The following is a 13246-nucleotide window of genomic DNA, read 5'->3' as shown; positions in this document are numbered from 1 at the left end:
CGGGCCCATCACGTACCCGCGTCCGGACGTTTTCGCGGACGGCCGCCCGAGTCTTCCGGGGCGTCCGCCGGGCCCCTCGGGACTCGGCCGCTCGGACCGCCTCCGTACCGGTCAGCCGGTGATCACGTCGAGGTCCGTGCCGGTCAACTCGGCGGGGTAGCCGAGGTCCAGCACGGTCTTCAGGAGTTCCTCCGGGCCGGCCGGGTCGGCGCCGTTCGCTAGGAGGTCGCGGGCCAGCGCGCCGCGGGTCGCCTTCGCCATGTGGCTGACGACCGTCCGCCGGCCGTCCTGCTCGCGGAAGACACGGACCCGGACCACCGGTGCCTTCCACGCGGCGGCGTACGGCGCCGAGCGCATGTCCACCAGCAGGCCGCCCGCGGGCAGGACCTCGGTGAGGACGGGACGCCACACGGCCGCCAGAGGGCCCAGAGGCGGCAGTTTCACGCCCATGGAGAGCCGGTACAGGGGGACGCTGTCCGCGGGCCGCAGCGCGCCCCACAGCGCCGAGAAGATCAGGACCGAGCGTGCGGTGCGCTCCGGATCCAGCGTGGACAGGCCCAGGTTGTCGTAGAGCACGCCGGTGTAGAGGCGCCACGCCGGCAGCGTGGGCGCGGTGCGCAGGTGGCGGTTCCGCCCGATGGCGTCCGCCTGCCCGGGGGACAGGCCCAGCACGCGCCGTGCCTCCTCCTCCGGGCCCGCGCACAGGGCCTCCAGCGCGCCGAGCACCCGTTCCCGGGTGGCGGTCAGGCCGGGAAGGCTCAGCGCCGTCATGTCGAGCGGCGGCCCGTCGCCCTCGGCGGCCTTGCCCTCCGAGGGCGGCAACAGGATCAGCATCGTCCTCCTTCACCGGGTCGATGCGGGGCTCGGCATGCGAGACGGCGGCCACCCTGGCTGGGTGGCCGCCGTCATGGGTTATCGGGTCGGCTGGCCTGGCCTACCGTTCGTCCTCCGTGGGGGATGCAGGGGTCTCAAGCAGCCGGTCGGTTTCGTCGTGAATCTCAGCGCCCTTCGCACGAAGCGTCTCGCCGTACTTACGGCCGTGGTGCGCACAGAACAGCAACTCTCCGCCGCCCGCGAGGACCGCGCGGACGTAGGCCTGAGCACCGCAGCGGTCGCAGCGGTCCACGGCCGTCAGCGGCTTTGTTGGGGCAAGAGCTCCAGTCACGTCGCCTTCCTCGTCTCGGGGTCGGTCGCTTAGGACAACATCTAACCTGACGCGAGCGTTCCCATGCGGGTTCTGTGTACGCCGAGAGCGGAATAGCCCCTGAGGTGACAAAGGTCACCGTGGCGTGGATTGTTAGATTTGTTCCCAGCGGAATACCCGGACCGCGATGACCGTGGCCACGACCGCGAAGCCCAGCAGGATGCCCATCTCCGGCAGGACCGACGCCGGTCCCTCCCCACGCACCAGGACCTTGAGCATCCCGTTGTTGAGGTGGCGCAACGGGAAGATCTCCGACACGATCCGCAGCCAGCGTGGCGCGTCGTCGATGTTGAAGAACGATCCGCCGAGGAAGGCCATCGGCAACACGACGATCTGTGTGACTCCTTGTGCGGCCTCCTGCGTCTTTGCCCAGGCTCCGATCAGCATGCCGATCGCGAGGAACGCCAATACCCCGCACAGCACCATCGGGATCGACATCCACCAGAAGTGCGCGAGCTTGAGACCGAAGAACGGCATGCTCGCCACGCCGATGAACAAGGCGGTCTGCACCATGGCGACCCCGAGGCTGACCACGACCCGCGCGGCGAACACGCTCCGGATGGGCACCGGCGACAGGCGCAGGCGGCGAAGCAGGCCCTTCGTCCGCCATGTCACGAGTGTGGTGGACGCGCCGAACATGCCGGCCGAGGCGAGCGCCCACCCGAGTAGGCCCGGGGTGATGTACTGGATCGCCTTCAGTGACTTGTCCTCGACCTGCTGCCCCACCAGGCTGTACTTCGGCGGACGCCCGGACGACGCCTGGTTGGCCGCCTGCACCAGGCCCTCGATCTGGCCCTCCGCGGTCCCGGACTTGACCTGGTCGGCCGCCGAGAAGTGCAGCACGACCCGATCGCCGCTCTGCTCGATCGCCGCCTCATAGTCGCCCTTGCGGACCTTCTCCAGGGCGGCGTTCCGGTCGGAGATCTTCGTGAACTTCAGCGACTTGTCCACCCCCGCCCGCATGTCCGCCGGCATCTGGTCGACGATCGCCACCGAGCCGATCTCGAGCACCTTCGACTTCGGGGTCGACTGCCGGGAGAACACCCCACCGATGATCACCAGGAACAGCAACGGCAGTGCCACGGTGAAGAACAGCGCCCCCCGGTCCCGGCGGAAACCGAGGAACATCGCACGCGCCAGGCTCTGGAAACTGCTCATGCTCGGTACTCCCGCCCGGTCAGATTGAGGAAGACGTCTTCGAGGGTGGCGCCCTTGATCTGGACGCCGTCCAGCGCGCCACGGGCGGCCAGTGCCGCCACGACGGAGGAGGGATCGCGGGTGGAGATGACGAGCGAGACCCCGTCGTCGCTCACGTCGTCCACGCCCGGCAGCGCACGGGCCTCCGCCACGCTCAGCACGCCGCTCACCACGCCGATCCGGGTCGCGGCGTCCAGGTCGCGGACCAGCGCGGCGGGCGGACCGCTCTGCAGGATCCGCCCCCGATCGATGATCGCCACCCGGTCGCACAGGGTCTCGGCCTCGTCCATGTAGTGCGTCGTCAGCACGATCGTGCGGCCCTCGGTGTTGATGGCGCGCAGGACGTCCCACAGGTTGCGGCGCGCCTGGGGGTCCAGCGCGGCCGTCGGCTCGTCGAGGAACACCAGCTCCGGCTCGTGCACCAGCGCGCAGGCGATCGACAGGCGCTGCGCCTGGCCGCCGGACAGCTTCTCCACCGGAGTGTCGGCCTTCTCCGTCAGGCCGACCGTCTCCAGCATCGCGTCGGCCTTGCGGTCCGGCACGCCGTACAGCGAACCGAAGGTGCGCAGCTGCTCCCGCGCGGTGAGCCGCTCGAAGAAGGAGGATGCCTGGAGCTGGACGCCGATCCTCGGCAACAGCCCCGGGTCGCGCGGCCACGGGGACCGGCCCAGGACGGTGACCTCACCGCCGTCCGCCTGGCGCAACCCCTCGATGATCTCGAGAGTCGTCGTCTTCCCCGCGCCGTTCGGCCCGAGGATTCCGAAGAACTCCCCCTCCTCGACCGTCAGCGTCACTCCGTCGACCGCTCGTACGTCGCCGTAGCGCTTTCGCAGATCTTTGGCGACAATCGTGTTGGGCATGGCTGAACCATAGAGACGGGCTGATTGGCGAACACCCTCCTTTAGATGGAGTTACGCCAGATCGACCGCCGTGTGGTCGCCTCCGCCCAGGGATGGAGGACGTACCGGACGGCGCGCCGGTCCGCGTAGTGTCGGTGCCGACGGGTACTCTGCTGCCCGCACGCCCTACCCCCGAGGAGCAGAGCCGTTGACCGCCGCCACCATCACGACTGAGGACCCGCACGGATACACCGCGCGGCACCTGTCGGTGCTCGAAGGGCTCGAGGCCGTACGCAAACGACCCGGGATGTACATCGGGTCCACCGACAGCCGTGGCCTCATGCACTGTCTCTGGGAGATCATCGACAACTCGGTCGATGAGGCGCTCGGCGGTCACTGTTCCCGCATCGACGTCGTCCTGTACGCCGACGGCTCGATGGAGGTTTGCGACGACGGCCGCGGCATCCCGGTCGACGTCGAGCCCAAGACCGGCCTGACCGGCGTCGAGCTGGTCATGACGCGGCTCCACGCGGGCGGCAAGTTCGGCGGCATCTCCTACACCGCGTCGGGGGGTCTGCACGGCGTGGGCGCCTCCGTGGTCAACGCTCTGTCCGCCCGGCTCGACGTCGAGGTCGACCGGGACGGCCACACGCACGCGATGAGCTTCAAGCGCGGCCTCCCCGGCGACTTCGCCGACGACGGGCCGAACGCCAAGTTCACCAAGAAGCCGGCGAAGCAGCGGGGGCTGCACCAGACCAAGCGCGTGGCCAAGGGCATCACCGGCAACCGCGTGCGCTTCTGGCCCGACCGTCAGATCTTCCTCAAGGACGCTTCGATCGCCGGCGACACCGTCGTCGACCGCATGCGGCAGACGGCCTTCCTCGTGCCGGGTCTCACCATCACCGTCCGCGACGAGCGGGGCGAGGAGCCGGCCGAGCACGAGTTCCGGTTCGACGGCGGGATCGGCGAGTTCTGCGACCACCTGGCGAGCGACCCGCCGGTCTGCGACGTCCTGCGCATCCAGGGCCGCGGGCACTTCACCGAGACCGTGCCCGTCCTCGACGAGCAGGGCCACCTCACCCCGACCGACGTCGAGCGCGACATCGACGTCGACGTCGCCCTGCGGTGGGGCACCGGCTACGAGACGATCACCCGGTCGTTCGTCAACGTGATCGCCACGCCGAAGCATGGCACCCACGTCACCGGCTTCGACCGCGCCCTGGTCAAGGTGATCAACGACCAGCTCCGCGCCACCAAGCTGCTCAAGAACGGCGACGACCCCGTCGTCAAGGACGACATCCTCGAGGGCCTCACCGCCGTCGTTACCGTGCGCCTGCCGGAGCCGCAGTTCGAGGGCCAGACCAAGGAGGTCCTCGGCACCTCGGCCGCCACCCGCATCGTCTCCCAGGTCGTGAGCCGGGAGCTGAAGGAGGCGTTCGAGAGTCCCAAGCGTGGCCAGAAGCAGCAGATGCGGGCCGTCCTGGAAAAGGTCGTCGCCGCGTCCAAGGCGCGCATCGCCGCCCGCACGCAGCGGGAGAACCAACGCCGCAAGAGCGCCCTGGAAAACTCCGCGCTCCCGGCCAAGTTGGTCGACTGCCGCACCACCGACGACCGCAGCGAGCTGTTCATCGTCGAGGGCGACTCGGCGCTCGGCACCGCCAAGCTGGCGCGCAACTCCGAGTTCCAGGCGCTCCTGCCGATCCGCGGCAAGATCCTCAACGTGCAGAAGGCGTCCGTCGCCGACACGCTCAAGAACGCCGAGTGCGCCTCCATCATCCAGGTCCTCGGCGCCGGCTCCGGCCGCACCTTCGACCTCGACTCCGCGCGCTACGGCCGCGTGATCCTGATGGCCGACGCCGATGTCGACGGCGCTCACATCCGGACCCTGCTGCTTACGCTCCTGCACCGTTACATGCGGCCGATGCTCGAGTCCGGGCGGGTCTTCTCCGCGGTGCCTCCGCTCCACCGGATCGAGCTCGTCAAGCCGAAGAAGGGGCAGGACAAGCACATCTACACCTACTCCGACGCGGAGCTGCGCAAGAAGCTCGTCGAGCTGGAGCGCCGCAACGTCCGGTGGAAGGAACCGATCCAGCGCTACAAGGGCCTGGGTGAGATGGACGCCGACCAGCTCGCCGAGACGACGATGGATCCGCGCTACCGGATGCTGCGCCGCATCCGCATCGAGGACGCCGAAGAGGCGGAGAAGATCTTCAGCCTGCTGATGGGGTCGGAGGTCGCCCCGCGCCGGCAGTTCATCGCCGCCGGCGCCACCGAGCTCGACGAGGCTCGCATCGACATCTGACACCTCTCGGCGCCGCACGACGACGGCCTGCTCACCCCGGTCGGGGCGAGCAGGCCGTCGCTTTTTTGCCCCGAATGCGTCCTGGTGCCAAGAAGATTGAGCACCTGCTAACATTTCTTTGCATGTCCGCCATCGCGATGAGCCGCCTCACATGAACGGCGACGAGCTCGTGCGCGTACTGGCGACGCTGGCCAATCCTCACCGCGTCCGGGTGATCGCGGCGCTCGCGCGGGAGCGCGCGTACGTGAGCGAGCTCGCCCGCACGCTGGGCATCAGCCGGCCGCTGCTCCAGGTGCACCTGCGGAAGCTGGAGGCGGCGGGCCTCGTCTCGGCGCGGATGGAGGTGTCCGAGGACGGCAAGGCGATGAAGTTCTACGAGGTCAACGCGTTCGCGATCGAGCTGACGCCGGAGGTTCTCGAAGCCGCGGAACGAACCTTGAGCACGCCGGGCGAAGGGCCGGGCGACGGAACGAAGGGATCTCCATGATGGGCGGGCACGGTTTGGCGGAGGCCGTCGGCGCCTTCGGGCTATTCGCGCTGTTCACCTGCGTGATCACGGTGACCATCTGGCAACTCGCCGCCACCCGGCGGGCCAAGGTCCTCGTCGTACGGGAACAGGAGTACCGCAGGATCGCCGAAGAGGCCCTCGCGGCCCAGCGGAGCACCGAGCAGCTGCTGACGGAGCTCAACGGGCGTGTCGGAGAGATGCAGTCCCGGATGGAATCACTCGAAAGGATCCTGCAGACGGTCGAGTGACGGATCTGCCCTGGGCCGCCGAGCTGCAACTCGACGGCCCAGGTGACGAAGAAGCACCACCTCGCCCGCAGGGCGAGCTCTCACAGGAACGCTCCTTCTCGGAAAGGACAGCAGTTCATGCTGCCTACTGGCAAATCGACCCGCCCGCCTGCCGGGCCGGCCGATCCGTCGGCCGCGACCGGGCCACCCCGCCAGGGGGCCGTGGTCGAGCGGATCGCCGGCTGGTCGATCCGGCACCGTCTTCTGGCGATCACCGGCTGGTTCGCCCTCGTCATCGTCGCCGTACTCTCGAGCGCGCTGATGCCGGGAGACACGATGAACAGCACGGACCCCGGAGAGTCCGGCCGAGCCGATCGGGTGCTGTCCGCCCAGCGCTCGTACGTGCCGATCGAGGAGAACGTCCTCATCCAGGCCCGTACGCCGGCGGGGGAGCGGTTCGCGGACAGCGCCGAGCTGCGGAACGCCACCCGCGATCTCGTGCTGACCCTGCGCCGGACCCCGGGTGCGGTGGCCGAGGTACGTTCCCCGCTGGGCGGCGACGGCTCGTCGGCGGACGCGAACCGGCTGGTGTCGAGGGACGGCCGGTCCGGGCTTGTCACGTTCCAGGTCGCGGGTCCGGACGACCTCCTCCACGCCCATTACGACGCCGCCGTACGGGCCGTGGACTCGGTGCGGGCCCGCCATCCGCAGGTCAGGCTGGCGCAGGCGGGCGACCACAGTCTGACGCTCGCCGTGGACCAGGGGATCAAGGGCGACTTCAAGAGCGCGGAGTTCGTCTCGTTGCCGCTCACCGTGCTCATCCTGCTCGTGGTCTTCGGGTCGCTGATCGCGATGGGCATTCCGCTGCTGCTGGCGGTGACCACCGTGGTGGGCACGTTCGGGTTCCTGCAGGTGATCGCCCACTGGGTTCCGGTGAACAGCGCAACGTCGTCGATGGTCCTGCTGATCGGCATGGCCGTGGGCATCGACTACTCCCTGTTCTACCTGCGCCGTGAGCGGGAGGAGCGCGCCGCCGGACGCGGCATCGCCGAAGCGCTGCGGATCACCGCGCGTACATCGGGCCGCGTGGTGGTCGTCTCGGGGCTGACCGTGATGCTCTGCCTGTGCGGGCTGCTGTTCACCGGGCTGGACAACTTCCGCGGGCTGACGGCCGGATCGGTCCTCGTGGTCGGCCTGGCGATGGTCGGCTCGGTCACGGTCCTTCCCGCTCTCCTGGCCCTGCTCGGCCGGTGGGTGGACAAGGCCCGGGTTCCGTTGCTCGGCCGCCGCCGGACCACCGCCACGGAGTCCCGGGTCTGGTCACTGGTCGCTCGTGCGGTCGTACGGCGTCCGCTCCTGTGGGGCGGGTCCGCGACCGTGGTCCTGGCCGTGCTGGCGCTGCCGGCGTTCGGAATGCGGCTGCAGGACGCGGCGACCACCGACAGCCTGCCGCGCAGCGTTCCGGTGGTGGACGCCGCGCTCCGCATGCAGGAGGCGTTCCCCGGCACGCCCGCACCGGCCCGCGTGGTGATCTGGGCGAAGAACGGCGGCTCGGTGGACGGGCGGACGGTGAACCGGGCGATCGACGACCTGCGCGGGCGCGTCGCCGCCGGTGACCGCGCACTCGGCGAGCCCATCTCCGCGGTGACCGTGGACCGCGTCGTCGTCGTACGGGTGCCGCTGGCGGACTTCCGGAACAACGGCGCGGCGAACCACGCCCTGGAGACGCTGCGCGACCGGATCCTGCCCGCGACGCTCGGGCGGGTGGACGGCATCGACTACGCGGTCGCCGGGAAGACCGCCGTCGCCCACGACTTCGCCGAGCAGCTGGAGGCCCGCACACCGCTCGTGTTCGCCTTCGTGCTGGTCCTGGCGCTCGTCCTGCTCGTCGTGGCGTTCCGCTCGCTGGCGATCCCGGTCATCTCGATCGCGTTGAACCTGCTGTCGATCGGCGCGGCGTACGGGGTGCTCACCTGGGTGTTCCAGGAGGGTCACCTGGGCTCGCTGCTCGGCTTCCGCTCGTACGGCGGTGTGGTCGGCTGGCTGCCCGTGTTCATGTTCGTGATCCTCTTCGGGCTGAGCATGGACTACCACATCTTCATCCTCAGCAGGATCCGCGAGCGCTGGGCCGCGGGAGCGGACACCCGGGAAGCGGTGGTCGGCGGCATCACCGGCAGCGCGGGGGTGGTGACCAGCGCCGCCGTCATCATGACCGCGGTGTTCAGCGTCTTCATCACCCTGACCGCCATCGAGTACAAGATGATGGGCGTCGGCATGGCGGTGGCCATCGTCATCGACGCGACGATCGTCCGGGGCGTGCTCCTGCCCGCGGCCATCGCCCTGCTCGGCCGGCGGTGCTGGACCCTTCCGCGCGGGCTGCGACGGCTGCTTCCGGGATCCGCTCCGGTGCACTGAGCGGCAGGTATCCCTGGTGATCGCCGCGGCGGGCGGGACGGGCCCGTCGCCGTGGAGGGCCCGCCAGGGCCCTCGTCCGCCGGTCACCAGGGGTCGCCCGGCGGGGTGCTGCTCTCCACCCGGGGGTGGACGGGGCCGGAATCCAACCCGGCTCCGATCCGTGGCGGGCGGCGGATTCCTACCGTCGAAGTCATGCACGCTCTGCTCAACGGCCTGCTGATCGCCGCCGTCGTCGTCCTCGTGATCTACCGCCGGTTCGCGCCGCGGCGCGTCGCCGCGGAAAGGCCGTACGTCCTCCCCGTCATCCTCGCCGCCGTCGGGTTCGGCCAGGGCCATGTCATCGATCCCCGCCACCAGGTGCTCGCCACCGTCCTGCTGGCGGCGGAGATCGTGGCCGCGCTCGCGCTCGGCTGTGGGCTCGGTTCCACGATGCGGGTCTGGCGGGAGCACGACGGGTCCGTCTGGAGCCGTGGCACGTGGGCGACCTTCGGCGTCTTCCTCGCCTCGATCGCCGTACGGGGCGGGGCCGTGGCCTTCGGGTACGCCGCCGGGGTCAAGGCCGGGACGGGTGACATCCTGGTGTCCGTGGCCGCCTGGATGCTCACTCAGAACCTCGTGCTCGCCTGGCGTGCCCGTACCCTCCCGGTGCCGGTTAGCGTTGACGCGTGACCACCCCCGGCTTCCTCCGCGGCCGGCGCCACCCGTTCGACGAGGCGCGCGCCGCCGCCAACGGTGCGGACGGCCGGGAGCGGATGCTGTTCCGGATCGGCGCGCTCGTCGCCAGCATCGTGTGGTTCGGCTACGCGATGCTGCACGGTTCGCGCCGGCCGGGCTTCGGACTGCACGGCACGAACCTCGCGTACACCGCCGGAGTGCTCCTCGCGGTGTCCGTGTTCGTCCTGGGGATCCTCTCCCACCGGTTCCGGTGGCCGTACGGCCATCTGATCTTCGCCGCCGCCGCTTTCGTCGGCATGTTGCTCTACGTGACCGCGCCGGCCCGGCCCGCCAGCGCCCTGCTGTTCGCGGTGTCCGGGTTCGCCGCGGAGTACTACTCGGTGCGCCGCGCGCTGCCCACGTTCTTCATCTCGGGCCTCGCGATCGGGCTCGGGTACGAACTGCAGCACGGGCGGCTGGGAGACCTATGGGCGATCATCGGTCTTGCCGGGATGTTCGCCGGGGTGCGGGCGAGCAAGGCTCGGGAGGCGACGCGGCGGGCCGAGCAGGAGAACCTCGTGCTCGCCGAGCGGGCCCACATCGCCCGGGAGATCCACGACATCCTGGCGCATTCCCTGTCCGCCCAGCTCGTTCACCTGGAAGGGGCCCGGTTGCTGATCGCGAACGGCCGGACGGACGAGGCGCTCGACCGGGTCGAGCGCGCCCGCGGTCTGGCCCGTAGCGGGCTGGAGGAGACGCGCCGGGCGTTGGCCACCTTGCGCGGGGACATCCCGCCGACCGACGAAGTGCTCCGTGAGCTCGCCGAGGAGCATCGGTCCCTCGCCGACGTCCGCTGCCAGGTGACGATCACCGGGCAGCCCCGCGAGCTGGAACCGAAGGCGGGCCTGGCGATCATCCGTACTGCGCAGGAGGCGCTGACCAACGCCCGTAAGCACGCTCCGGGCGCGGAAGTCGCGATCGACCTGCGCTACCTCGACGACCGGTGCGAGCTGGAGGTCCGGGACACGGGCGGTAACGGGCCCGGGCCGCTCGCCGCGACCGGAGGCGGCTACGGTCTGGTCGGGATGCGCGAGCGCGCGGAGCTGATCGGCGGCGCGCTGGAGGCGGGTCCGGAGGAGAAGGGGTTCAGAGTGCTGCTGAGAGTGCCGCTATGACGCGCGTCCTCGTGGTCGACGATCAGACCGTCGTACGCGACGGCCTGGTGCTGCTGCTCGGGCTGCTACCCGGGATCGAGGTGGTCGGGTCGGCGCCCGACGGTGAGGAGGCGCTGCGGCTGGTCGCCGAGCACGTACCGGACGTCGTGCTCATGGACCTGCGCATGCCGCGCGTCGACGGCGTGGAGGCCACCCGCCGGATCAAGGCGGCGCATCCGGCCGTGCAGGTCGTCGTGCTGACCACCTACAGCGACGACGAGTCCGTGTTCGCCGCCCTGCAGGCGGGCGCCCGCGGATACCTGACGAAGGACGCCGGCGCGGACGAGATCGCGCGGGCCATCGCGGCCGTACGCGACGGAGACGCCCAGCTGGACCCGTCCGTCCAGCGCCGGCTCGTCGACGCGCTCGCCTCAGGCGGACAGTCGCCGCGGCGCCGCAAGGGCGACCTGCCGGACGGGCTGACCCAGCGGGAGGCGGAGGTCCTCATGCTGATCGCGGATGGGAAGTCGAACGCGGAGATCGCCCAGGAGCTGTACATCAGCGAGGCGACGGTGAAGACGCACATCAACAACCTGTTCGCCAAGGCCGGGCTGCGCGACCGGGCGCAGGCCGTGACGTACGCCTACCGCAAGGGGCTCGCCTCGCCCGGATGACCCGACGCTCGCGGCCGCAGCGGACGTGAGAGGCAATCGCGGCTCATCGAAAGGCAAGGGGTCGGTGTGTTCTCGGCGCTCCGGCGACATCCGCGGTGACAGTGAGTTATTTGTCGACTACTGTGCGCCATTGTTCGGAGTGAATGCCTTTCCAAGGAGGCCGCATGCGGAAGTCCCGCATGATCGCTGAATGCCTGCGTCGTCACGCCTGGTGGCGACTTAACCGAGCCGACGCACGCGACGACGGGCGCAACGCGCGGAGCGCGGTCGCCCTCCTCGACGCCGCGGCGTACGCCGTCGATCTCCCGGACGACGCCGCCGTCATCACCCGCCTCTCCGCGGCCGGGTGCTTCTCGGGCGAGGAGTTCCGGCTGAACGACGTCGCCGAGCGCATCGTGCGCTTCTGGCACTACGAGGAGGCCTGCGGCGGACCGGCGGACCTGCTCGACGCCATCGCCGAGACCGTCCAACCTCCCAAGATCCCCGCACAGCGGGACGGCGGTCGCTCGCTGCGCCGCTGACCCGCAGCGCCGCGACCGTGGTTTTTGGCCGGACGATGGTCGTCCGGCCAAAAACCAGAACCGCGCTAAGTGCCTTCCAGGTCGGTGATGGTCTGGCGCAGCCATTCCATGTCCGCCCGTTTCGTGACGGCGGCCAGCGACATCATGCCCTTGCGGAACCGATCGCTCATCTCGGCCGCCCGCAGCGGGCGTCCCTCATCGTAGAAGTAGCTGGCGGGCTCCTCGTAGAACGCCAACCGGCGGCGGAGCACTTCGGCCTGGGCCGCGGGATCCTCCAGGTAGCCGAGGAAGGCGAGGAGGATGGAGAACGAGTTCCGGTCGGTGATTTCGAGCTCGGCCGGCCGGGCAAGCCGACGGAGGAGCTCGTCCCGCCCCGCCTGGGTGAGTGAGAGGACCTGCCGAGGCGTCGCGCCGCTCCCCGGCTCCTCGTGCCGGGTCAGCATGCCCGCCTTCTCCAGCCGGCCGATCGCCGGGTAGAGCGCGCCGTCGCTCACCGGCCGGATGTGGCCGGACAGTCCGGAGATATGGCGGCGCAGCTCGTACGCGTGCATGGGTCGCTCGTAGAGGAACCCCAGGATGCTCAGGCTCAGCATGACTCCATCGTATCGACGGTGCTCGTTTCGAGGTACCTCTAGGCGTGTTGACTCGAAAAGAGTGTCTCGATTAGAGTCCCTCGCATGATGAAGACCGAATACCTCACGAATCGCGATGGACTCCGTCTCTCCTACGTCGACTCCGGCGGCACCGGCCGGCCGATCCTCGCCCTGCACGGCGCCTTCGGACGCGGGCGGGCGTGGTCGGCGCTCGCCGGCCACCTCGGCCCGGACTGGCGGGTGATCGGCCTCGACCAGCGGGGACACGGCCTGTCCGATCGGGCCGGCGACTACGGCCGGGACGCGTTTGTCGCCGACACCGTGGACGCGATCGAGCACCTCGGGATCGCCCCGGCGGTCCTGGTGGGCCACTCACTCGGCGCGATCAACGCCTACCAGCTCGCGGCCCACCGCCCCGACCTGGTGAGCGCGTTCGTCGCGATCGACTTCCCGGCCGAGACCCCGCCCGTCGGCGCCACCACTCCGTGGCTGGACGGTTTCCCCGAGCGCTTCCCCAGCCTTGGAGCCCTGCGGGCGGCGATCTCCGAGCGCGTTGTACTGGGCGCGATCGACCACTTCCAAGAGAACGCCTTCGAGGATGAGGACGGCTGGGGCTTCCGCTGGGACCGCGACGACATCGCCGCGATCAAGCAGGGCATCCGCGGCGACTGGTGGGCGGACTGGACCGGCAGCCATCAGCCCGCCCTCCTGCTCCTCGGCGGCGACAGCGAGGTCGTCCCACCCGACGTGGCCGAACAGATGATCGCCCGCAGGCCGGGGACGGAGCTGGTCACCATCGACGGCGGTGGGCACGACTGCTACATCACCCACGCCCGCGAGTTCGGCGATGCGGTCGCGCGGTTCCTGTCCCGCCTGCCCGCCGCGCCCGCCCTCGCGTGATCGCGGGCCGGCGGTGGTAGCCCGTACGAAATTCGAATGCCCGTCGCCGGCGGAGCGG

Annotated in this window: 14 protein-coding genes; 9 read left to right on the top strand and 5 right to left on the bottom strand. The window is 70.1% G+C overall.

What is annotated here, in order from left to right; all coding sequences use genetic code 11:
* Positions 1-111 precede the first annotated feature (111 nt).
* From AB0I04_RS12345 to AB0I04_RS12330, 4 genes are all read right to left on the bottom strand, one after another.
* Positions 112-834 (bottom strand): peroxide stress protein YaaA, encoded by a 723-nt coding sequence (locus AB0I04_RS12345; RefSeq protein ID WP_360882616.1) that lies wholly within the window; start codon positions 832-834, stop codon positions 112-114.
* 100 nt (positions 835-934) lie between these two features.
* A complete protein-coding gene (locus AB0I04_RS12340) occupies positions 935-1165 on the bottom strand; it encodes a hypothetical protein (protein ID WP_360882613.1) in 231 nt (76 codons plus the stop codon).
* A gap of 132 nt (positions 1166-1297) precedes the next feature.
* On the bottom strand, positions 1298-2362 hold the full coding sequence (locus AB0I04_RS12335) for an ABC transporter permease (protein WP_360882610.1): 1065 nt from the start codon (positions 2360-2362) through the stop codon (positions 1298-1300).
* Positions 2359-3261 carry an ABC transporter ATP-binding protein gene (locus AB0I04_RS12330; RefSeq protein ID WP_360882607.1) on the bottom strand — a complete coding sequence of 301 codons (903 nt, stop codon included), beginning with the start codon at positions 3259-3261 and terminating at the stop codon, positions 2359-2361. The genes AB0I04_RS12335 and AB0I04_RS12330 overlap by 4 nt, the downstream gene beginning before the upstream one ends.
* 187 nt (positions 3262-3448) lie before the next feature.
* Between AB0I04_RS12330 and AB0I04_RS12325 the strand changes: the two genes are divergently transcribed.
* The 8 genes from AB0I04_RS12325 (at position 3449) to AB0I04_RS12290 (ending at position 11695) form a co-directional block, all read left to right on the top strand.
* Positions 3449-5542: a DNA topoisomerase IV subunit B gene (locus AB0I04_RS12325; RefSeq protein WP_360882604.1), complete on the top strand. Its 2094-nt coding sequence runs from the start codon at positions 3449-3451 to the stop codon at positions 5540-5542.
* 151 nt (positions 5543-5693) lie between these two features.
* Complete coding sequence (locus AB0I04_RS12320; protein ID WP_360882601.1) at positions 5694-6029, top strand: metalloregulator ArsR/SmtB family transcription factor; 336 nt, start codon at positions 5694-5696, stop codon at positions 6027-6029.
* Complete coding sequence (locus tag AB0I04_RS12315) at positions 6026-6298, top strand: hypothetical protein (protein ID WP_360882598.1); 273 nt, start codon at positions 6026-6028, stop codon at positions 6296-6298. The genes AB0I04_RS12320 and AB0I04_RS12315 overlap by 4 nt, the downstream gene beginning before the upstream one ends.
* A 117-nt stretch (positions 6299-6415) precedes the next feature.
* Positions 6416-8692, top strand: coding sequence for an MMPL family transporter (locus AB0I04_RS12310; RefSeq protein WP_360882595.1), 2277 nt, complete (start codon positions 6416-6418; stop codon positions 8690-8692).
* A 192-nt stretch (positions 8693-8884) separates the two neighbouring features.
* Positions 8885-9361: a hypothetical protein gene (locus tag AB0I04_RS12305; protein ID WP_360882592.1), complete on the top strand. Its 477-nt coding sequence runs from the start codon at positions 8885-8887 to the stop codon at positions 9359-9361.
* Positions 9358-10521, top strand: coding sequence for a sensor histidine kinase (locus AB0I04_RS12300; protein WP_360882589.1), 1164 nt, complete (start codon positions 9358-9360; stop codon positions 10519-10521). Before AB0I04_RS12305 ends, AB0I04_RS12300 begins: the two co-directional genes overlap by 4 nt.
* Complete coding sequence (locus AB0I04_RS12295) at positions 10518-11174, top strand: response regulator transcription factor (RefSeq protein ID WP_360882586.1); 657 nt, start codon at positions 10518-10520, stop codon at positions 11172-11174. The genes AB0I04_RS12300 and AB0I04_RS12295 overlap by 4 nt, the downstream gene beginning before the upstream one ends.
* 164 nt (positions 11175-11338) lie before the next feature.
* Entirely contained in the window at positions 11339-11695 is a 357-nt protein-coding gene (locus AB0I04_RS12290; RefSeq protein ID WP_360882583.1) for a hypothetical protein, read from the top strand.
* A 65-nt stretch (positions 11696-11760) separates the two neighbouring features.
* Here AB0I04_RS12290 and AB0I04_RS12285 read toward each other — a convergent pair whose 3' ends face one another.
* The gene (locus AB0I04_RS12285) at positions 11761-12288 is read right to left on the bottom strand and encodes a PadR family transcriptional regulator (RefSeq protein ID WP_360882580.1); all 528 of its coding nucleotides are present in this window, start codon (positions 12286-12288) and stop codon (positions 11761-11763) included.
* Between the two features lie 84 nt (positions 12289-12372).
* Here AB0I04_RS12285 and AB0I04_RS12280 point away from each other — a divergent pair, with 84 nt between their 5' ends.
* Positions 12373-13188 carry an alpha/beta hydrolase gene (locus tag AB0I04_RS12280; RefSeq protein WP_360882577.1) on the top strand — a complete coding sequence of 272 codons (816 nt, stop codon included), beginning with the start codon at positions 12373-12375 and terminating at the stop codon, positions 13186-13188.
* The last annotated feature ends 58 nt before the right edge of the window (positions 13189-13246 follow it).

It is taken from the genome of Actinoallomurus sp. NPDC050550 (assembly GCF_040655075.1).
GTDB lineage: Bacteria > Actinomycetota > Actinomycetes > Streptosporangiales > Streptosporangiaceae > Actinoallomurus.
The sequence above is the reverse complement of the archived record's forward strand: the minus strand, read 5'-3'. Positions and strand labels throughout refer to the sequence as shown.